The organism is Clostridium homopropionicum DSM 5847, assembly GCF_001263795.1.
Lineage (GTDB): Bacteria > Bacillota > Clostridia > Clostridiales > Clostridiaceae > Clostridium_H > Clostridium_H homopropionicum.
Window position 1 is genome coordinate 62,267 of the sequence record NZ_LHUR01000023.1, and the last position, 21,725, is coordinate 83,991.

Consider the following 21,725-nt stretch of genomic DNA (forward strand, 5'->3'; position numbering starts at 1 on the left):
CTAACTTACCCTACTTTGTTTTTTAACCAACTTTATTTTAAGCTAACATATATTTTTTCCAAATTATCTTTCATACTTTCAAGATAATTCTTGTTATCCTCTTTAGTTTCCAAAGTGTATATGCTTTCTACCTTAGCTCCTATTTCACTGGCTAAAGCTTCGGAAACCTTAGGACTCACATTTCCCTCTGAAAAAATAGTTTTTACATTATTTTTTCTAGCATAATCCACAAGTTCCTTTAATTTTTTAGCACTGGGTTCTCCTTCTGAAAACATATTTTCTACACTATTTTGTTGTAGATTAAAATCTCTGCAAATGTATGCAAAGGCTTCATGACCTGTAACAAAATTTTTGTTTTTAACTTCCTTAAATTTTTTATCGTATTCATTAAAAAGATTGTCTAGCTTACTAGCAAAATCCTTATAATTATTTTCATAGAATTCCTTATTTGCAGCATCTGCTTTTATCAAAGCTTCTTTTATATTATTTGCCTCAACCTTTGCTTCCTTTAAACTGAGCCAAATGTGGGGATCATATTCACCATGGGTACCTTCCTCTTCCTCAGAAGTTTTAATAAAATTACCTCCTTTTGAAGCTTTAACTATTATAACATCCTTGTTTTCAATAGTTTTTAATACCTTCTCTGCCCAAGGCTCCATTCCAAGACCATTATATACAAATATTTTTCCTTTATTTATGTTCTCTAAATCTTTAGCCTTTGGTTCAAATTCATGAGGTTCAATGCCTCCAGATACTATACTTGTTACTGTGATTTTATCCTTGCCAACGGCCTCAGCAAATTCTTTTAAGGGATTAAAACTAACAACTACCTCTATTTTATCTCCTTTAGAGTTATTATTATCCTTAGTTTTTGTGGATACTTCGCTGTAATCTTTATTGCCGCAAGCTGATAAAGAAATAATCATTATAAAAATCGTAAAAAAGGCAATAATTTTCCTATACATTGTTTCACTCCTTTTATTTATTGCAAACTATTTGCATTTAGGTATATAATAATCTTAAATTTTTCTTTTGTCAATGGTTTTATGTAACTAAATTGATATAATGTAAATATATTACTTTCGGAGGTTCTTTAATGGTTGAAATTAAAAATATGTGTTTTTCCTATAATGGAGTATGTCCATTTATTTTAAATAATATTAATCTAAATATAAAAAAAGGTGACTATCTATCTATACTTGGGGAAAATGGAAGCGGAAAAAGCACCTTAATTAAGATTATCTTAAAAATATTAAAGCCTACAAGTGGAACTATATCTATAAAAACAGATAGAATAGGTTATGTATCTCAGAGATTTGAAAATTTTAATTCTCAATTTCCTATTACTGTTTTTGAAGTATTAAATTTTCACAGAAAAGCTTTAAGAATAAAAGACATAGAGTATGTTTATAAAAGCTTAAAATTTGTTCATATGGAGAAATTCGCAAAGGAACTAATTAGTAATTTATCTGGTGGTCAAATGCAAAAGATATTTATTGCTAGAGCTCTTATGGGTGAACCAGAACTTATAATACTAGATGAACCTTCCACTGGCCTTGATTCTAGTAGTCAAAATGATTTATACAAAGTAATTAAACATTTAAATACTCATTTAGGTATCACAATAATATCTATTGAACACAATCTAAAAGTTGCCTTAACAAACTCTAATTCCATATTAGAGCTTATGGATGGTACTGGTACAATTCATTCTACAAAGGACTACAGTATGAAGTTTCAGGAGGTAAGTCTCAATGCTACAGTATAATTTTATGCAAAATGCTCTAATGGTATCGGTACTTATTTCAATCCTCTGTCCTTTCATTGGAGTTTTCTTAGTCTTAAGAAGACATTCAATGATGGGAGACACCTTAGCTCACAGCTCTTTTGCTGGTGTTGCACTAGGAATTATGCTTAATTTTAACCCTATAATTAGCTCTTTTATATTTACATCCATATGTGGTTTTTTAATAGAACTTATGAGAAACTATTACAAAAAATATGCTGAACTAATACTAGTAATAACCTTAACCTTAAGTGTAGGTATTGCGATAACTATAATTAGTGCTGGAAATATAGACGCAAGTATAAATACCTACCTATTTGGTAGTATACTTACTGTTTCAAAGCAAGAACTGATGACTGTATTTATTCTCAGTATAATAACCGTTATAACTCTCATAGGTCTATATGATAAGCTTGTATACATAACCTTTGATGAAGAAGGGGCTAAAATAGCTGGTATAAAAGTAACTTTAATAAATTATATCTTTGCTCTTCTTGTAGGAGCCACCATATCTGTATCCATAAGGATAATAGGTATTCTTGTTTTATCTTCTATGCTAGCAGTACCTGTAGCTACAGCCCTTCAGCTAAAAAAGAGCTTTAAGCTGACATTGACTTTCTCAATAGTTTTCGGCTTCATAGATGTACTAGTAGGACTTATTTCTTCTTATTATATAAATAGTGCTCCTGGTGGTACCATAGCCTTAACCTCTGTATTTATGTTAGTTTTAGTAATAGTTTTTAAAAAATTATTTATGCTAAGCAAAAAAAGAGATTGCATTTGTTAGAGTGCAATCTCTTTTTATTTTATACTCAATATTGTATTATCATCTTTTACTCAGAAAAAATTTCTTCAAAATTTCTGCACATTCATCTTTATACATCCATACCACATCAATCATACTACTTAATGCTTCACTTTGTACCATATTAATAACTGAACCGCAGCACCCAGCTACAGGATCAAATGTTCCTATATAAAGCTTTCTTATTCTTGATTGTATTATAGCTCCAGCACACATAGGGCAAGGTTCTAAGGTAACATACATCTCACACCCATTTAATCTCCAATCCCCTAAAACTTCTGCTGCTTTTTTTATTGCTAAAATTTCAGCATGGGCAGTTGGATCTTTAAGAATTTCCCTTAGATTGTGAGCAGATGCAATTATTTTATTATCTTTCACAATAACTGCTCCTACGGGAACTTCCTTTAGTCTTTCAGCTATTTTAGCCTCCTCTAAGGCTTTATCCATAAAAGCTTCTTTCATAAATAAACTCCTTAATATTATATTAAACTTCTTTTGCCCATTGAATAGCATCAATATATGCTCTAGGTAGACATTTCTCATCTAACTTAAGCTCTTTAGCTATTGAAAAAACCTTAGTCCATTGCCCTTTTTCATAAGAAATAACTAAATTTAATATTTTAGAATAAATATTAACTCTTTCCCCTAGTAATGCTTCCTTTACATCAGGCAGTATTAATAGTTCATTTAGTATTTCATACATTGGTCTATCTAAAATTACATCCATCATTGATAGCATTCCAGTTAAATAACCATGAAAAGCCTTTTCCTTTAAATCAATTGCCTCAAAAATCAATTCTGAAAATCTAGCCCTAGTTAAAGTATTTACTGTTATAATTTCTGGTTTGTCTTCTCCAATAGTATTTACTACAATAAAATACAGCCATCTTTTTACTTCTTCTTCTCCAAGCAATGCAGCGGCTTGATTCAATGAGGTTATTCTACTTTTAAAACCAAAGTTCGCAGAATTTATGAGCTTCAAGAATTTATAAGATAGAGCTATATCCCTTTTTATTAAATTGATTAAATTATCCATAGAAAAGTGTTCTTTATTTAGCTCTCTAAGAATTTTAAGATTAACCAGTTTGTTTTCTGGAATCATTTTTTCAGAAACTATTAAAGGTTTACTAAAATAATATCCTTGAAAATAGGAATATCCAAAAGCAACTGCCTGTTTAAATTCTTCAACAGTTTCAACCTTTTCTGCTAAGAATTTTATATTTTTATTTTTTACTAACTCAATTATTCTCTTTCTCTCATAACCCTTAGTTATCGTAAAATCAACTTTAATAATATCTGCTATCTTCAGTAAATTAATATATTTTGAATTAAAAACGAAATCATCTAAAGCCAAGATAAAGCCTTTATTTTTTAGACTTTTACAAACATTAAATATTTCTTCAGTAGGTTCTACATTTTCTAATACTTCTATAACTATAAGTTTAGGAGACAGTATATCTACTACATCAGATTTTAGGATTTTTTCAGTAAAATTAATAAAAGCTTTTTTGTTACCTACTATTTTATCTATGCCAATATTAATAAAGCTATTATTTATCACTTCTAATGTTGCTTTATCTCCATCTGAATTTGAAAAACTATTATTCATACTGCTTCTAAATAGTAACTCATATGCAATAACCTTATTATTCTTATCTAAAATAGGCTGCCTTGCTACAAATACCTCCATAAGCTCCACCTCATAAGTATATACTAAATTATGTATATACTCTGATTATAGCAATTGCAATAATTTAGTCAACTAAAAAGCCATCTAAGAATGTATCTTAGATGGCTTTTTTAATGCTTTAAATCTGGTGCACCCGAAGGGAGTCGAACCCCCGGCCTTCCCCTTAGGAGGGGGACGCTCTATCCTACTGAGCTACGAGTGCTTATTAAGTTTTACCATAATATTTTATTGCAGTTTAGCAGTAATGTCAACCTGCATTTTTTTATACTATTTTTAATATTTCTAAACTTTCACATATTTAAAATTTATATTAACTTTATACATATCTATTTATAAACAATATTGTTAGAAGTATAATGTACATATAAGGTAATATATCCCTTTAAAAATAAAAGGAGGGTAATTAATATGTTAGATGAATTAAAAAAGATATTTCTAGTTGGAATTGGCTCTGCCGCTTATACTTATGAAAAAGCTGCGGAATTAGTTGATGAGCTAGTTGAAAAAGGAAAACTTTCCATCGATGAAGGGAAGGAACTTTCTCAAGAGCTTAGAGCAAATCTTATTGATAAAACAAAAGAAGCTACTGAGAAATATAAGCCTCTAACAAAGGAAGATATGAAAGAACTTTTATCCCAAATGAATTTAGCAACTAAAGATGAAATTGAAGAACTTAAAAAAAGACTAGATAAATTAGAAAACAAAAGTGAATAATATATATAATCCTTACAAAGCCCTAACATAAGTTTAGGGCTTTTATCTAATACAAAAGAGAGGTATCCTATGTCTAAAAATTCTGTACAAAGATTTAGAGAAATAGTTAAAACCTTGGCCTTCTACGGCTTTGGTTCCATTGTAGATAGTAAAATTAAAAATGAAAAAACTGCTGCTGTAAATCTTCGAAAGGCCTTTGAAGATTTAGGACCAACCTTTATAAAAATTGGCCAGATTTTAAGCACAAGGCCGGATATATTGCCAAATCAATATATAGAAGAACTATCAAAGCTTCAAGATAATGTAGTTCAAGAACCTTTTGAAAACATAGTTAAAGTTTTTCAAGAAGAATTTAATATGACTATTGAAGATGCCTTTAAAAGTTTTAATAAAGCTCCTCTTGCCTCTGCATCTATGGCACAAGTACACGAAGCAACCTTAAAAACTGGAGAAAAAGTTATAGTTAAGGTTCAGAGACCAGGAATATGTGAAAAAATGTCTCAGGATATTTCAATACTTTATAAAATATCAAAACTTACAAAGGCTAGATTCAGTGATACCCTCATAGACCTGGAAGAAGCTATAGACGAGCTTAAGTTTGCTGCGGAACAAGAATTAGATTTTGAAAATGAAGCTAAAAATCTAGAGACTTTCGCTAACCTCAATAAAGATGTAGCATTTGTATCTTATCCTTATGTTATTAGTAGATTTTCAACAAAAAAAGTAATAACTATGACAAAGATAGAAGGTATTAAAATTACCAACCTAAAAAAACTAAAAGAAGCTGGTTATAACTTGGACGACATTGGTCATAAGCTAGCCTTATCCTTTTGTAAACAAATATTTGAAGATGGCTTCTTTCACGGTGATCCGCATCCTGGTAATTTAATAATAAGTTCTGGTAAAATCTGTTTTATAGATTTTGGAATGGCTGGAACTATATCAAAAGCCCTAAAAGTTGCTTTAAATGAAATGATGTTTGCAATTGCCTATAAGGATATAAATAAGCTTATTACTCTTCTTATGTCCATTGGAATAAAGAAAGGACATGTAAATAGAAATAAACTTTTCGAGGATATTGACTATCTTTTGGATAGTTATTTATCTGCTTCTCTTGCAAACATAAAGATTTCAGCTTTATTAGAAGATCTTTTTAATGTTGCAAAAAATAATAATTTAAGGCTTCCAAAGGATTTTACCCTTCTTATACGATCCTTAATTATTGCAGAAGGGGTTGTTGTAAAACTATCGCCAGATACACAAATATTAGATATTATAATATCCTATGTTAAAAATAATAATGAATTTTCTATATTAAAAAATTTTAATTTCAATGAATCCTTGATTAGGGTTATAAACTTTGGACGTGATTCTTCAAGACTTCCTACTAAAGTAATTGAGCTTTGTGATAGTATAATGCAGGGAAGAGCAAAGATTCAATTGGAGCACAAAGATTTAAATAAAAATGTAAATGAACTTAACAAAATGATCAATAGAATGGTTATTGGCCTTGTTATATCTTCAATGATAATAGCATCCTCTTTAATACTAAATACAAACATTGGTCCAAAGTATGCTAATATATCAATAATCGGCTTAGTTGGATATGGAATAGCAGCCTTTATGGGTTTTTGGCTATTAATATCAATAATACGTTCAGGTAAGATATGAAAAAGAGATGCAAACTATTGTGCATCCCTTTTTTATTATGCTACTACTTCTCTTTTTTCTCTTATCTTTTCTTGAATTTTATCTGCATGTCCTTTCATAATTACGGATATTATTAAAAATATTATCATTATTACTGCAAGAACCACTATATTATATGTCAGTGCAGAATAATCCACTCCAGAAATTATCTCTCTAAGTCCACCTGTAGCATAGGTGAAAGGCATAATAGGATTTAAGACTTTAAAAAACTTAGGAACAACTTCTAATGGGAAGGTTCCTCCTGATGAGGTCAATTGCAATATTAATAGTACTATAGCCAGTAGTCTTCCTGCCTGCCCAAGTAAAAATACAAGGCTTTGTATTATAGCAATAAATACAAAGGATAAGAAAACATTAAACAATATATACAATGGTATATTAGCTGGTCTTAAGCCTAACATCAATACTACCACACTTGCTAATAAAGCTTGAAGCACTCCTATAAATCCATAAGATAAAAATTTACCAATTACTATTGAAGCTGGCTTTGCATCTAAATCTTCATCTACTTTATCTGTTATTATAAAGAACATCATAAGTGCTCCTACCCATAAAGATAATGGTATAAAATACGGAGTAAATCCTGTTCCATAATTAGGAACTTTATTAATTGGAGCTTCCTTTAATAATAAAGGCTCTGATACAAAATCTCCCATACTATCACTGCTCACTTTAAGCTTATCATTTAGGTCATTAGAGCCATCAGCTAATTTATCGCTTAATTCTTTTGAACCATCGTAAAGTTTATTTACTCCACTTTCAAGTTCAGGAAGTTTTCCATTTAATTCTTTTAGACCTCCATTTAACTGAGATGAACCATTAGCTAAGGCATTTACTCCATATATTAATTCATTTGAAGCACTATATAATTTATCAATGCCTCCTCTTAACTCTGGAATTGATGAAATTAATCCCTTTGCCATGGCAATATTATTATCTTGTAAAGCATTTTCAGTAACTTCTAGTATCTTTTCATTATCATTTAAGTCTTTTTTCATTTTAAGCAATTGATTAATTAGCTGTGGTGAGTTTTTAACTGAAGCTAATTGCTCTGGTGTCATATTCTTCTCTAAAGCTTCAAGCATTGGTTTAGCATAAGCTATATCCTTTTGAAGTGCTTCAATCTTTCCTAAAGAAGCTTTAATATCTGTACCTTCCAAAGTTTTTAGTAATCCACTAACTGAATTTAAAGTATCTGAATTGGCATCTAGTTCTTGTTTAACCTGAATTAGCTGAGGTAAAGCTGATTTTAAGTATGCCACATTCTCTTCACTTAAAGCATTCTTTACTCCTTCTATAACAGCAGCATTGTCCTTTAAATCTTTTTGTAAATTACTAAGTTCAGAAATGTTTTTGCTCATATTATTTATTACTAAAGCAGAGCTTTGCATATTCTTTGAGGTTTCTGTTGTTAAGGTATTATATTCTTCTATTAATCCAACCATTTGCTGTACTTGAGTATCAGTTAAATTAGGATTTGTCTTAATTGCCATTTCTAGTTCTTGTTTATGAGCATTTAATTGAGATGAACTAGCTATAAATTTCTCTGATGAAAGCTTTTGTGCTTCTATAAAATTATTAACACTATTTAAATCTATTTGTGTTAACTTTGTAGACTCATCCATTATTCCTCTCAATTTATCTGACTGCTGCAGCAAGCTCATTAAAGGAATTATCTTATTTGCATCAAGATTTTTTAATGAAGAGGCATCCTTCATTAACTTTGACATATTCTCCATGTTTTTTGAATCTGTAAGCTTATCCATTCCTGGAGTATTCATTAATGCCTTTGTTTTATTCATGTCTATTGCTAGAAGATCATTAGTTGTTTTATTTATTAGCCCTAAATTTTCAGCTGTAGCAAGAGCTGGAAGCATCTCTAAGGCTGATGTATCTGCATCTTTAAGCACATTAGCATCTTGGATAAGAGTTCTAGCACCATTTATATCCTTATCATTAACTATACCTTTTAGTTCAGGATGCTTATTAAATTCCGCAGAAGCCTTATCTACTTTTGATTTTAACTGGCCAATTCCATTCCCTAACAAAAGAACATTGCTTTTTAATTGAAGTAATCCATTATTTAAATCAGTAGAACCCTCATAGAGCTTTCCAACACCTTTCTCCATTTCGGGAACATTACTCTTTAGTTGTGAAACTCCATCTGTAATTTGACTACTTCCATCTGCTGCTTTATTCATTCCATCTTTTATCTCATATAAATTATTAAAGGTAACCTTTGTAAATTCTTCTGAAATACTCTTTATTACTTTATCCTTTAATTCTAAGGCAACCTTATTATTAATTTGAGCAGCTAAGAAATTTTTCTTTTCATTAGCAATATAGTCTATAGATGCTTTTTCTAATTTTCCATCTTCTACATCAGTAATTTTTTTTGAAAAATCCTCAGGAATAACAAACACTGCATAGAATTCCTTTCCCTCCAAACCTTTCTTTGCATTTTCTAAATTAGAAATAAATTTGAAGCCTAAATCCTCATTCTCTTTTAAACCATCCTCAATATCCTTACCATAGTTAACCTCTTTCGAATCTTTTATGCTTCCCTTATCTAAGTTAACCACCGCTACAGGCATTTCCTTTAGCTTACTGTATGGATCCCAAAAGGCTGCCAGGTAAAGTAAGCTGTATAGTAGAGGTACAATTATAATTGCAGTAACAGATATTCTAATAAACCTATTTCTAAAAATACTAGCTATATCTCTACCAGCTATCTTTAAAAATTTCAAATTAATCACCCCACTTATAAAATAATTTCTACGATTTATTTATACTGACCAGTCAGTATATTTATACTCTTTTTTATTTTATAAGTCAATGAATAATTTATTAACATTTATCAACATAATAAAAAAAGTAGAGTACAGCTTTTTTATAGCTTTACTCCACTTAATTTTATATTGCCATTCCATACAATAAATAATTTGTTAAATTCTGAATTAGCTCTTCAATATCAATATCATCATTATTTATAAGTTCATATACTGCAGTTGAACATAATGCTCCGAAAAAAGTGTATGCCATAAAGGATTCATTTCCATTCTTTACAGCTCCCTTTTGTATAGCTTCTCTTATGTATCCTTCTATTAAAATTATGTATTTTTGAATAACTTCTCTAAGTTCTAATTGTCTTATCTCTACTCCCCAAAGCTGACTCATTATAACCTTAAAAAAATTCCTATATTTATATACTAACTCCAGCTGTACTCTACATAAGTTCTTCAATCTTAAAATAGGGTCCTCTACTCTCTCTACATAATCTTGAACTTCTATTTGTATCTTTTTCATTCCTTCTTTAACTATGTACTTAAATATTTCTTCTTTACTTCTAAAATGATAATATAAAGTTCCCTTTGCAACACCTGCATTTATAGCTATATCATCCATTGTTGCACCATTATAACCCTTTTCTGAAAATACCTTTATTGCAGCATTAAATATAGCTCCTTTAGTTTTATTCATTTATCATATCACTCCAAATTATAATAATTTCCTTCATACTATTGATTTTACTTTATTATACTTACTATTGAAGCATTTCTCAACGTTTTAAATATAAATTAAACTTATTAAAATATATTTTCTTAATATTATTTTTTATAGATTAATATTTATTCTTTTGCAAAAAATAGTCTTGAGAAATTTAACAGAGGTGAGAGCTTTGGATTTCATTAATTTATTTTGGAAACCAGTTGAACAAAAAGATTTTACAAAAAACTTTTCTATGCCTCATTTAATAAGTTTATTTATTATTTTATTAATAGTATTAGCAATATACTCATTTAGAGAAACACTAAGAAAGCCTAAATATGAAAAATTTTATTCTCATTTCATAGGACTTATTCTAATATTTCATCAGCTTTCTATTTATCTTTGGTATATAACTAATGAAAGATTAAATTTAAAAGAATCTTTGCCTCTTTATTTGTGTAGAATTTCTGTAATACTTTCAATAATTATGCTGTTTACTAAAAGCAGAAAAATATTTGATGTTTTATACTTTTGGGGACTTGGTGGTGCATTTATAGCTTTAATTTTCCATGATACTTCAATATTTCCATTTCCTCACTATATCTTTATTCAATTTTTTATTTCTCACGGAGGAATTTTAATTTCTGTATTATTTATGATATTTGTTCATAAGTATACTCCTGATATTAATTCATTGAAAAGAATGCTTAGATGGACTCTCGTATATTTTATAGTAACTATTCCAATAAACTATTTAGTAGACGCAAATTATTGTTACCTAAGATATAAACCCTATGCTTCCCCTTTAGATTTTCTACCTAATGATCCAATATATTTTGTTCCATTTATTATAGCAGGAATGTACTCACTATTTTTATTATTGTATCTGCCTTTCATCAATATATACTCTTTTAAAAACCAAACTTAAAATGCTTCCTCATTATATACTTAAAGCTATAGTTTATATATGAAACCTATTTTAATTATGATAATATAAAATATATAAAATTAAGACTAGTATATAGGGAGATACAGTATGATAAAGTATTTTAATAGAAAAACTAAATCCTATGAAGTTGAAAAGGTTGCAGGAAATAAATACTTAGAATGGACCTATTCTTCTCCTATAGGGGTTAAATTTCTAGAACTTTTTATTAAAAAGAAGCTTTTTACTAAGTTATATGGACAATTTTGTGATTCAAGCTGGAGTAAAAAAAATATTCAAAAATTCATTGATAATTTTAATATAGATGAAAAGCATTTTAAGTATCCTAAATCCACATATAAAAATTTTAATAATTTCTTTACAAGAGAATTAATAGAAGAAGCAAGACCTATTGATCCTAATTCTGATGTTTTAATATCCCCTGCAGATGGAAGACTTCTTGCTTATGATAATATTGATATTAATAATCTAATTCAAGTAAAAGGCTTTACTTATAATTTAAAGGAACTAATTAAAAATGATGCTTTAGCCAAAAACTTTTCTGGAGGAATTTGCCTTATATTTAGGTTAGCTCCAATAGACTATCATAGATTTCATTTTGTAGATGATGGAATTTGTGAAAAGACTCATAAAATTCCCGGGAAATATTATTCAGTAAACCCTATTGCATTAAATAAAATACCAAAGTTATTTTGTGAAAATAAACGTGAATATAGCTTATTTAAATCAAATAACTTTGGCAACTTACTCTATGTTGATGTAGGAGCCACTTGTGTTGGTGCAATAGTTCAAACCTATACTCCTGACAAAAAAGTTAAAAAAGGAGAAGAAAAAGGGTTTTTTAAATTTGGAGGCTCTACTGTTATTTTATTTTTAGAAAAAGGTAAAGTAACTATAGATCCAGATATTATAGAACAAACAAAAATGGGCTTTGAATGTAAAGTAAATATGGGTGAAAGAATAGGAATAAAGCTATAACTCAAAGGTTAAGCCTGTTTTAGCTTTATATATTTCACCTTTAAATTCTTCTTTTGCTTCCGTAACTAACTGCTCTAAGTCACCGTAGTGTGGAAAATGAGTTAACAATAATTTTTTAACCTTAGACATATTGGCTATCTTACCTACTTCTCCAGCGGTAAGGTGGCCACTTACTTGCCCTTTCAAATTATTAAAAAGACTAGTTTCACAAATAAATAAGTCCGCTCCGTTTGATAAATCTATTATCTCATTACACCATTCAGTATCTGCGCTGTAAGTGATAACTTTATTTTTTTCCTGAAATCTCATTGCAAAACAAGGCACTTCATGAATAACCTTCTTAAAGCTCACATTTAAATCTCCAAAATTAAGTACAGTCTTATCATCAATTCTTTTAGCTACAGTTGCATTCTTATAATTCAAACCATTAAATTTAGAATCTAAATCATGAGCATATATTTCTAATGGCTTTTTTCTAATATTCATCTTTAAAGAAAGATAAGCTTCGTATTGAAGACAGTAAATATCCGAAATATGATCTGCATGAAAATGAGATAAAATAATTGCATCTATTTTTGATAGATCTATATAGTTTTGAACCTCAGATAATACCCCCGAACCACAGTCTACTAATATGTTATAATCTTCGCTATTAATTAAGTATCCAGATGTAGCTTCGTTCTTATTTGGGAAGGCTCCCCAATATCCTACTACCGTTAGTTTCATGTTTTATCTCCTTTATTTTTTCAATACAAAATTTTTTATAATATATTATGAACTCTAATAGTAAAAGATAATTGTTTATTTTATCCTATATTCATAAAAAGATTCTAAAAACTCATCTATTCCTTTTAATTTACCTGACTGTACTATATCTATTCCTATTTGTTTACATAAATCAATTAAAATACTTAAGATATACGTATCTCTAACTACGATTTGTTTTGGTTTACCCTTTTGAAAAATATAATTTATTATAGTTCCAAATATTATATCGACATCATCATCTTCTGGTGTTACCATAGCTTGTGATAATATCATCCTGCTTCTTCCATCTACTAAAATACATAATCTTGGTATAAGTGGTTTATCGTAATTTCTATCATTTATAGTTGAATTTAAGTATGCTATATCTAGTTCTAATATAGAGTTTACCTTGTGTTGCTTTTTTAATTTCTTTATCAATAATTGGTCTTCTAAAGATGGTATTGAATACTGAACTTTCGGTATAAATACTGGCATTTCATAATTAATCCATTGATTATTTTTCTCATCAAATCTACGCATTAAAGTATTTCCATTTTTAAAATCAACCTCTAATCCAGTATGTAATGCTTTAATTGCCATATATAAATTTTTTAATATGCCTGTAAATTCTAAGACTTGATTTTTATCTGGCATATATGGAGCATATCCTGTTTCAAATACTCTAAAATATATCCAATTATTTTTCCCTCTAAATTTAAATCCTAATTCCTTTATTAAAGTTAACTCTTTTTTTGTTAATTCATCTCTATTACCAAAATTGCACATAATATTATTTTGATAACGTATCAATTGGTGCGATGGGACATCATGATTATTTACCATTTCAAAAAAGTTATGTATAGAATTAATACCATTATACGCTCCTATAGCATAGCATTCTCCTCCTCTTCCCATAACACTGCAAATACAAGGTTCTTTTTTGCCCTTAGGTAATATAGTTATTAAATCCATATCCCATAACTCTTCCCAAGGCTTCACATCTTTAAGCCTTATTGCGACATCATATAAAGCTTTCCATTCTTCTAAAGTTGCTTCAGTTCTCATAATAACAATTTCTCCACTCTAAAATTACTTATTAGAGTTAATTAAAATCTAGTACAGTTATATTTTATACTAAATTAAATAGTTATTTAATAACAAAATGAAAAAATCTATAGTCTCATCCAATCTATATTTTTGTTTTCTTTTTAATTGTTCTATTTCATAAACCACATTTAATAATTCTTTTAAATTAATTGTCACTAACAGAGTATTCAAACCTTTAATCATTCCAAATTTCAATTTGTCGACTTGACTAACGAAATCTGCAAATTTATTTTGAAGTTCTATTGATGGAATAGGTACTAAAATTTTCTTAAGCTCTTTACTTCTAATCCCTTGTGCCGAACTACCTGTTTTATATTTATCTATATCTATCTGAAAAGATATAGTTTGCATATATTGTGCAAGAAAAGCATTATTTAATATTTCTTTATTTCCTCGCATTGTTATAACTCTTTGCCCCATTGCAAATTTTTGCAAATCACTTGGTATTCTACATACATTTCCAAAAGTATGACCTTCTGTAACAAAAAGTACATTTCCAGGCGCTGGAAATCCTCTTTTCATCCAAGAATTAAATATATCTTCTGATATATATTCATCAATATACTTAAAAAATCCATTGCCTACTGACTTTGCATTTATAATTCTAATTCCACTTTCAGAAAGAACTGGAGTTTTACCACGATAATCTATAAAATTCGTACATTCTTCTAAAGTTAAATGTTTTTCTCCTTTTAAATTCCCAAACATCTCGATAAATCTCGATTTGACTTTATTAATCATAAATTATCTCAATCAAAGAATATAAAGGAGTATAGATATTATTAGTTATTAGTTATTAGTGGTTACTGTTTTGATCTCTTTGTTCAAGCTGTAATTTAGCTCTTTGAATAGCTTTATGAAGCTTTTCTTCAAACACTTCCTTAGGCGGCATCTGAGTTATATACTGAGCTACATGTATACCACTATTATCTAACTCTAAAAGTTCAATAGTTTCACTGGACTTCTCTGCGCATAATATTAAAGCAAGTGGACTTTCTTCACCTTCCATCCTCTCATACTTATTTAACCATCTTAAATAGAGCTCAACCTGCCCCTTGTGCTCCGGTTTAAACTCTTCAAGCTTAAGTTCAATAACTACAAGTCTTTTCATCCTTCGATGGTAGAAGAGCAAGTCTATATAATAATCTCTGTTATCTACTGTAATCCTCTTTTGCCTTCCTAAGAAAGCAAAGTCTATACCCATTTCTAATATAAATTTTTCAAGTTCTGTTAGTATTGCATTCTCTAAATCTTTTTCACTATATGTATCTTGAAGACCAAGAAAATCTAGCACATAAGGGTCTTTAAAGAATAGGTCTGGAGACATTTTATTTTCTTCTCTAAGCTGCTTTAAATCATTTATAATAGTAAGTTCTGGCTTCTTTGAAATAACAGTTCTTTCATACATCCTAGAACTTTTGCGTTCTCTCAAAATCCTCACACTCCACCTTTCGCTGCTACAAAGGGTGGCATAAAATTCTCTCTTTAATCTATCTTCAATTGAAATAAGCTCAACTAAATGAGACCATGTTAATTGTGCCGACAGTGTCGTCACTATTTCATAATCTGTAAAGGCTTCATAAAATTTAACCATTCTAAATAGGTTTCTTTTACTATAGCCTTTGCCGTATTGCTCAGACAATTCTTTTGCTAGTCCTTCAACAACCTTTTCACCATACTCAGCTCTTTCAACTTTAATTATATCATCTTTTATAGTCCTACCAATATTCCAGTAAAGTAATACAAGCTTAGAGTTTACAGAATGATATACCTTTTCTTTAGTTTTTTCTATTAAGGCTGATATATTATTATAAAGAGAGGATAGCTCCTCAGTAGTATTTATAATTTCTTTAGACATATAGACACCTTCTTTGTTTTACTTGCTATAACAGCAAATATAATACTGAAATTAGCTTCTACCATTTTGAATATTATCTTTTCTTAATAACTTCTTGTTATTAAGGCTTTTATTATTTATTTTATTTATATTATTTGTGATGATTGAGCTATTTAAAACACAATAGAATCATTTTAGAATCAAGATGGTTATATTTTTTAAGTCAGTTACCCGCGTATCATATAATAAAGTTCATTTTAAAAGGTTATCTAATCCTAATTCTTTTTCTACCTCCGCTGCTGCTTTCAATGCAATTTCCCAAATATCTCTTTGAATTGGTCTGATCCAGTGATCCATAATTTGGAGAGTCTACTTATCTACAATTTATACATATACTATCCAATATACCTTCTATGTGAAATCTTAACATTATTTTGGTTTACCATTGCATATTGAAGAGTCGTATCTATTTTCTGATGTCCTAAAAGATGCTGCACTTGTTCTATGGGCATTCCCTTATCAATAGCTCTTGTAGCAAGTGTTCTTCTAAATTTATGTGGATGTAATTTATTAATATTAAGCTTTCTCCCTAAAACTCTCAGTCTAATTTCTACTCCACTAACATTTAACCTATTATAAGGTTGTAATAGAGAAACAAATAATGCTTTGTTATCGTCTATTCTGCTATTAAGATAATTTTGTAAATGTATTTTGGTTTTTGCATCAAAATACACTCTTCTTTGCTTTTCACCTTTTCCTTGAACAATACATTCTCTCTCATTAAAATTTATATCCTCAATATTCAACCTTACCAACTCTCCAACACGTATTCCAGTAGAGTTTAATAAATCAATTATTGCAAGATCACGAATTTCTTGGCAATTGTCACGCATTATTTCTAAATGTTCATCTGTATAAATTTCTTTAACAATCTTTCCAGTTCTTATTTTATGAATCCTTCTTACCGGACTTTTTAAAACATAATTTTCATCCTCAAGCCATGAAAAGAACGTTGATAAAATTCTTCTTATATTATCAATAGAAACCTTACTACAATTGCTACTTTTATAATATTCTGCTAAGTATAATCTTAAATCCTCTGTTGTAATATGTTTGACTGGTTTATTTAATGCTTTTAACATATTTTCTATAGTTGATTTATAATATTTGAGAGATTTTTCTGAACATCCCTCTACTCGCTTTGCACAAATAAATATGTTGCAGTAATCTACATCTTCATAATCTAATTTTTTATTACTCCCATCATCTATAAAAGCTAATCCTTGTAACTTTCTCACTAAAACCTTATGAAGCTTTTCCATCTGCATATTATTAAGTATATTTATCATTTCCTGTTCAATTTCAATAATTAGTCTTTCCATTACAATCTCCTTTTTAAAAAATACATTAGATTGTAATATTATTGCCAGTAATAAGAGTTATTTTCCAATTCAATATTAATTATTATATATTTAATTAAACAATTCTCCATTAAAAGCTTTTTGCATTAGGGAATTAAAATTATTTTCTAATTCTTTTAAACTCTTCTCCATTTCAAATTTCAATTACAACAAAATGTCCTACTGCAGCTCCCTTATGCTTCATTAGATCTCTTAAATCTATTCTTATTTTCTCTAGCTTTTCATAACTAAGATTATCCCAACCAGAAGGCTTTAATAGTGATTTTACAAGCTCTCTCTTTCCATCAAACTGATTTATATTTGTTTTCAGTCTTGCTACTTTTTCCATAGTATCATTAATTTCTCTAACTAGTGAATCCTTATCATTAGTCTCAAAGCTTTGAAGTATTCTATACATTGAGCTATCAAATAAAATTGCATCTAAATTATCCTTTGCTTCTATCCATTGTATTAATGGTGTTATCTCTAGCTTTAACTTTTTAATAAAATCTTCACTTAAATGACTCCAATATTCTTCCTTTTTAACTTGTTCTATCTTTTTTCTATTTTTCTTTATTTCTATAGTTTCTGACGGCAGCTCAGTAATATCTGACTTTAGTTTTTCTATAAAATCATTGCATATATCCACTTTATTCTTTGACTTATATATTTCTAGAAGCTTGCACATAAGCTCAAATCTAACTTGCATAGATGTTTTTTGCAGTTTTGGAATAAATCCATTTTGGTTCATTTCAAAGAACTCAAAGTTCTTATAGCAATCAAATATAGCAAATTCTGTTTTATCTACTCCATCCCCAAACAAGTTATCACATCTTCTTGTTCCTCTACCTATCATCTGCCAAAACTTAACCTTTGAATAAATAGGCTTTGCAAATACTAAGTTAACTATTTCAGGTACATCTATACCTGTATCTAATAAGTCTACAGATATAGCTATTCTTGGAAAATATTCTCCCTTAAAATTTTCTATAAGACTTTCCTTATCAGAAATATCTGAATAAATAACCGCTGTCATTTTGCCTTTATACTGAGGATACATCTCATTAAATAAGGAATCTAACAGATTTGCGTGTCTTTTATTTTTTGCAAATATAATTGTCTTACCTAAATGATCGCCTACTTTAATTCCATCATTCATTAATATTTTTAATATATATCTATTTGTATCCTTATTTGTTATTTTCTTTTCTAATTCATCTTTATCAAATTCAATTTCATCTCCATCATAACCTTCATCGTCAACCTGTCTTCTTTGTTCCTCTGTCATTTGGCTATACTTTATTCCTTTTCTTAAAAAGTCAGTAGTAGCATCAATTACTCTTGGTTCTATAAGGTAAGGTGGTATATGGCTCCAAGCTTGATCTACAGAGAAATTGAAAGTAGGATCTTCAGTTTCACAATTGAATAAATTAAAAGTATTTCTTTCTATAAAATCTACAGGTGTAGCTGTAAGTCCTATAATATGTGCATCAAAATACTCTAATATATCCCTGTAGGTTTTGTATATACTTCTATGAGATTCATCGCATATAACTAAATCAAAAAATCCTACGCTGAACTTACTATAATAATTAATCATAGTTTGATATGTTGAGAAATAAAGTGTCGCTTCTCTATTATCTGAGTTTTTGCCAGTAAATCTACAGGATATTTGCTTAGGCATGAAGGTTTTAAAGCTATTTTTGTCCTCTTTAGCTTGCCTAACAAGTTCATCTCTATCAGCTAAGAACAACACTCTCTTAACCCAATTTGCTTCCATCATGCCTTTAGTTAATGCAATAACAGTTCTTGTTTTTCCTGTTCCAGTAGCCATTACTAAAAGAGCTTTTCTATGACCATTAGAATATCTTTCATATACCCTTTTAATTCCCTCAATCTGATATGGTCTTCCTGCAATACTTTTATCTATTTCAACTTTGTTTAGATTTTTCTTATACTTGTGCTTAAAGAACAACTCTTCTAAATCCTCTAAAGTATAAAAACCCCAAATTTGTCTTGGCTCGCTATACTTATCATCCCACATATATATCTCATATCCATTAGTATAGAAAACTATAGGGCGAACTCCATAATCTCTTTCAATAGTATTAGCATATTCTACAGCTTGCTCTCGACCTATAATGGGATCAACAGAAGATTTTTTAGCCTCAACTACTGCAACTGGTTTACCTTTTTTATTAAACAATACATAATCAGCAAAGCCCTTTTTACCAACTTCTTTATGATTCGCTAATATAAGTTCTAACTTGACTAATTCATTATTATTAATATCCCATCCAGCATCTTTTAGCATTATGTCTATAAGATTCCTTCTAGTTTCTGCTTCATTAAGGTCTAATATACCTTCAACTTCCTTTTCAACAACTTTATCTGCTTCAGTTACAACAACTGTTTTTATTTCTTCCTTAACTTCACTCACTTCTTTAGTATGCTGTTCTTTAATTTCTTCCTTTTCCTTAGCATACTCTTCAATATTATATGCCGGTACTTTAATTGTAACTGGCTTTGGAGTTTTATATGTTAATGGTTTTATTGAAGTATCCTTTGTTACTTTAATGTAAAACCATGCAGCTACCTTATACATAGAAACTAAACACTCTAGAGCATCTTTTTTATTATCATATCCTTCATGATTAGCCTTATTTCCGTATCGTCTTACTATATCAAAAAGGTCTGGAATAGCTCCATTTATTCCTGTAGCTCTTAAAAGCTTTATCTTATCATCTTGAGTTGCAAATTTTGCAACTTCAACTTTTAAGGCTGCTAAAACATAATCTATTATTTGCTCTCCAAACATACGCATCTTTAGCATTGATGCGTTGTTATCTATATGTAAATAATTTTCAGCCTGCATACCAAGTTTAGCTAGTGTTGTCCATCTTTTATTTAAAAATGAAAAATTAGACATCATAATCCCCCTAATTTTATTAGCTTATATATATAACATTTTATTTGTTTTTACCATAAGATTCAATATAATACACAAATTTTGCAAATAATGCTAATTAAAACTTAATGTTTTAACCACTGTTATAAATTGTCTCATATATTAATGTGAAAGTAAGTAAAAAAGGCTCCCTTTATTAAGAGAACCTTTAATTAATAAATAAAATTATTTTGAATATTTTTAATTATTTCATTGAAGTCATTAAAAATAAATATAAATTTTTTACCCTTTTTACTCTTTCTAAAAAATCCTATAGTCTCTAATTCTAATAAATCAGTTCTAGCCGTTTCATATGATATTTTAAACCTTTTTTGATAGTCATTAATTGTTATAAAGTTTTTATCAACATTAATAAAATGATTTACTATCTTACTTTGACGTTTATCTAGTATTATACCAGCCTTTTCTAGTGTATCTTTTATAAGTCGTTTTCCAAATTCCTTCTTAAAGTTATTTTTGATTTTACTAATTGAACGTACAATCATACTACTATAATACTTAATAAAATAAGTCATATCACTACCATACACTTCTGTATTTTCAATTGCATCGTAATAACGATTTTTCTCTTCATTTATTACGCTAGATATAGAAAAGAATTTAAAAAACTTATATCCATTTTGTAATAAATACATATATGATACTGCTCGAGCAGTTCGCCCATTTCCATCAAAAAAAGGATGAATGTAAACAAAATAGAAGTGAATTATACAAGCTTTGATTACAGGATGATAGTTATCATTAGAATTTATAAAATCTAATATTCAACTATATCCTCTTCATTAAGCATGTCTTTTGTAAGTATCCTGTATATAGACAGAATAATATTTTCATCTAAAGGTTCCTCTAGATGATCCATTATATATACTAGTGCTCGATAATTATTCATTATCATAATTTCACTTTTATTTGAAGGTTTTAAATGTTTTTCAATCATTTCTTTTGTTCTTCTCTTAGTTGAGAATGCACCTTCTATGACGCTAGAATTAAAAGCTTCATCAATTAATGCATCAGTTATTACAGAAACCTCAATATCCAAAGGTACAGATTTAAATAAATCTTCTGTAGCTGAATTCTCTATTATTTCAATATTCTTACTAACATCCTCAGTTAAATTAAACCCAAATTTAGCATAACTCTGGTCTATAAGCGGTATCTGGATTTTTGTTAGCTTCCTAATATTCATTAGCTTATTCCAAAATTCATTTAATTCTAATTTATTACTAATTCAATAAAACGTTACTACAAATTCTTAAGAACAAAATAAAAGACTTTCCTTAACCCAAGGAAAGCCTTTAAAATGGTGCGGCGGAGAAGATTCGAACTCCCGACCAACTGGTTCGTAGCCAGCTACTCTATCCAACTGAGCTACCGCCGCATATTATTAAAGTTTATATAAAAAACACCCAATTTTACTTGAGTGTTATGGCGGAGAAAGAGGGATTTGAACCCTCGCGCCGGTTTCCCGACCTACGCCCTTAGCAGGGGCGCCTCTTCGGCCACTTGAGTATTTCTCCATGTCCTACAGTTGTTGTAGTTTTATTAAAA

General features: G+C 29.1%; 19 protein-coding genes, 3 tRNA genes and 1 pseudogene. 6 read left to right on the forward strand and 17 right to left on the reverse strand.

Annotated features, from left to right (window positions below; genetic code table 11):
- Positions 1–32: 32 nt before the first annotated feature.
- A complete protein-coding gene (locus CLHOM_RS10470; protein WP_052221655.1) occupies positions 33–965 on the reverse strand; it encodes a metal ABC transporter substrate-binding protein in 933 nt (310 codons plus the stop codon).
- Positions 966–1,096: 131 nt separating this feature from the next.
- Here CLHOM_RS10470 and CLHOM_RS10475 point away from each other — a divergent pair, with 131 nt between their 5' ends.
- Together CLHOM_RS10475 and CLHOM_RS10480 are read left to right on the forward strand one after the other, a co-directional pair.
- Positions 1,097–1,768 carry a metal ABC transporter ATP-binding protein gene (locus tag CLHOM_RS10475; RefSeq protein WP_052221656.1) on the forward strand — a complete coding sequence of 224 codons (672 nt, stop codon included), beginning with the start codon at positions 1,097–1,099 and terminating at the stop codon, positions 1,766–1,768.
- Entirely contained in the window at positions 1,755–2,573 is an 819-nt protein-coding gene (locus tag CLHOM_RS10480) for a metal ABC transporter permease (RefSeq protein ID WP_052221657.1), read from the forward strand. Before CLHOM_RS10475 ends, CLHOM_RS10480 begins: the two co-directional genes overlap by 14 nt.
- Before the next feature lie 39 nt (positions 2,574–2,612).
- Here CLHOM_RS10480 and CLHOM_RS10485 read toward each other — a convergent pair whose 3' ends face one another.
- The 3 genes from CLHOM_RS10485 to CLHOM_RS10495 form a co-directional block, all read right to left on the reverse strand.
- Positions 2,613–3,053, reverse strand: a complete 441-nt coding sequence (locus CLHOM_RS10485) for a nucleoside deaminase (protein WP_052221658.1) — start codon at positions 3,051–3,053, stop codon at positions 2,613–2,615.
- Positions 3,054–3,075: 22 nt separating this feature from the next.
- Entirely contained in the window at positions 3,076–4,281 is a 1,206-nt protein-coding gene (locus tag CLHOM_RS10490) for an EAL and HDOD domain-containing protein (RefSeq protein ID WP_052221659.1), read from the reverse strand.
- A gap of 125 nt (positions 4,282–4,406) precedes the next feature.
- A tRNA-Arg gene (locus tag CLHOM_RS10495) sits at positions 4,407–4,483 on the reverse strand.
- 206 nt (positions 4,484–4,689) lie between these two features.
- Here CLHOM_RS10495 and CLHOM_RS10500 point away from each other — a divergent pair.
- A complete protein-coding gene (locus tag CLHOM_RS10500; RefSeq protein ID WP_052221660.1) occupies positions 4,690–4,995 on the forward strand; it encodes a phasin family protein in 306 nt (101 codons plus the stop codon).
- 69 nt (positions 4,996–5,064) lie between these two features.
- Positions 5,065–6,666, forward strand: coding sequence for an ABC1 kinase family protein (locus CLHOM_RS10505; protein WP_052221661.1), 1,602 nt, complete (start codon positions 5,065–5,067; stop codon positions 6,664–6,666).
- Positions 6,667–6,701: 35 nt separating this feature from the next.
- Here CLHOM_RS10505 and CLHOM_RS10510 read toward each other — a convergent pair whose 3' ends face one another.
- Together CLHOM_RS10510 and CLHOM_RS10515 are read right to left on the reverse strand one after the other, a co-directional pair.
- On the reverse strand, positions 6,702–9,452 hold the full coding sequence (locus CLHOM_RS10510) for a YhgE/Pip domain-containing protein (RefSeq protein ID WP_052221662.1): 2,751 nt from the start codon (positions 9,450–9,452) through the stop codon (positions 6,702–6,704).
- A gap of 166 nt (positions 9,453–9,618) precedes the next feature.
- Positions 9,619–10,185, reverse strand: a complete 567-nt coding sequence (locus CLHOM_RS10515; RefSeq protein ID WP_052221663.1) for a TetR/AcrR family transcriptional regulator — start codon at positions 10,183–10,185, stop codon at positions 9,619–9,621.
- A gap of 190 nt (positions 10,186–10,375) precedes the next feature.
- Here CLHOM_RS10515 and CLHOM_RS10520 point away from each other — a divergent pair, with 190 nt between their 5' ends.
- Positions 10,376–11,122 carry a YwaF family protein gene (locus CLHOM_RS10520; RefSeq protein WP_423230636.1) on the forward strand — a complete coding sequence of 249 codons (747 nt, stop codon included), beginning with the start codon at positions 10,376–10,378 and terminating at the stop codon, positions 11,120–11,122.
- Between the two features lie 108 nt (positions 11,123–11,230).
- The gene (locus CLHOM_RS10525) at positions 11,231–12,118 is read left to right on the forward strand and encodes a phosphatidylserine decarboxylase (RefSeq protein ID WP_052221665.1); all 888 of its coding nucleotides are present in this window, start codon (positions 11,231–11,233) and stop codon (positions 12,116–12,118) included.
- On the opposite strand, the gene CLHOM_RS10530 is transcribed toward CLHOM_RS10525, so the two are convergent.
- From CLHOM_RS10530 to CLHOM_RS10575, 11 genes and pseudogenes are all read right to left on the reverse strand, one after another.
- Complete coding sequence (locus tag CLHOM_RS10530; RefSeq protein ID WP_052221666.1) at positions 12,113–12,844, reverse strand: MBL fold metallo-hydrolase; 732 nt, start codon at positions 12,842–12,844, stop codon at positions 12,113–12,115. The two genes, CLHOM_RS10525 and CLHOM_RS10530, sit on opposite strands and share 6 nt — an antisense overlap.
- Before the next feature lie 75 nt (positions 12,845–12,919).
- A complete protein-coding gene (locus CLHOM_RS10535) occupies positions 12,920–13,930 on the reverse strand; it encodes a DUF7309 domain-containing protein (RefSeq protein ID WP_052221667.1) in 1,011 nt (336 codons plus the stop codon).
- Between the two features lie 69 nt (positions 13,931–13,999).
- Positions 14,000–14,713: a restriction endonuclease subunit S gene (locus CLHOM_RS10540; RefSeq protein WP_242846762.1), complete on the reverse strand. Its 714-nt coding sequence runs from the start codon at positions 14,711–14,713 to the stop codon at positions 14,000–14,002.
- A gap of 55 nt (positions 14,714–14,768) precedes the next feature.
- Entirely contained in the window at positions 14,769–15,830 is a 1,062-nt protein-coding gene (locus CLHOM_RS10545) for a PDDEXK nuclease domain-containing protein (RefSeq protein ID WP_052221668.1), read from the reverse strand.
- 374 nt (positions 15,831–16,204) lie between these two features.
- The gene (xerA, locus tag CLHOM_RS10550; RefSeq protein ID WP_052221669.1) at positions 16,205–17,191 is read right to left on the reverse strand and encodes a site-specific tyrosine recombinase/integron integrase; all 987 of its coding nucleotides are present in this window, start codon (positions 17,189–17,191) and stop codon (positions 16,205–16,207) included.
- 172 nt (positions 17,192–17,363) lie between these two features.
- Complete coding sequence (locus CLHOM_RS10555; RefSeq protein ID WP_423230635.1) at positions 17,364–20,141, reverse strand: DEAD/DEAH box helicase family protein; 2,778 nt, start codon at positions 20,139–20,141, stop codon at positions 17,364–17,366.
- 188 nt (positions 20,142–20,329) lie between these two features.
- Positions 20,330–20,812, reverse strand: coding sequence for a Fic family protein (locus tag CLHOM_RS10560; RefSeq protein ID WP_052221670.1), 483 nt, complete (start codon positions 20,810–20,812; stop codon positions 20,330–20,332).
- A 3-nt stretch (positions 20,813–20,815) separates the two neighbouring features.
- Positions 20,816–20,941, reverse strand: a pseudogene (locus CLHOM_RS18925) (Fic family protein); the annotation flags it as partial.
- Positions 20,935–21,363 carry a Fic family protein gene (locus CLHOM_RS10565; protein WP_052221671.1) on the reverse strand — a complete coding sequence of 143 codons (429 nt, stop codon included), beginning with the start codon at positions 21,361–21,363 and terminating at the stop codon, positions 20,935–20,937. The pseudogene CLHOM_RS18925 and the gene CLHOM_RS10565, both read right to left, overlap by 7 nt.
- A 115-nt stretch (positions 21,364–21,478) precedes the next feature.
- Positions 21,479–21,555 (reverse strand) — tRNA-Arg (locus CLHOM_RS10570).
- A 48-nt stretch (positions 21,556–21,603) separates the two neighbouring features.
- Positions 21,604–21,694 (reverse strand) — tRNA-Ser (locus CLHOM_RS10575).
- Positions 21,695–21,725 lie beyond the last annotated feature (31 nt).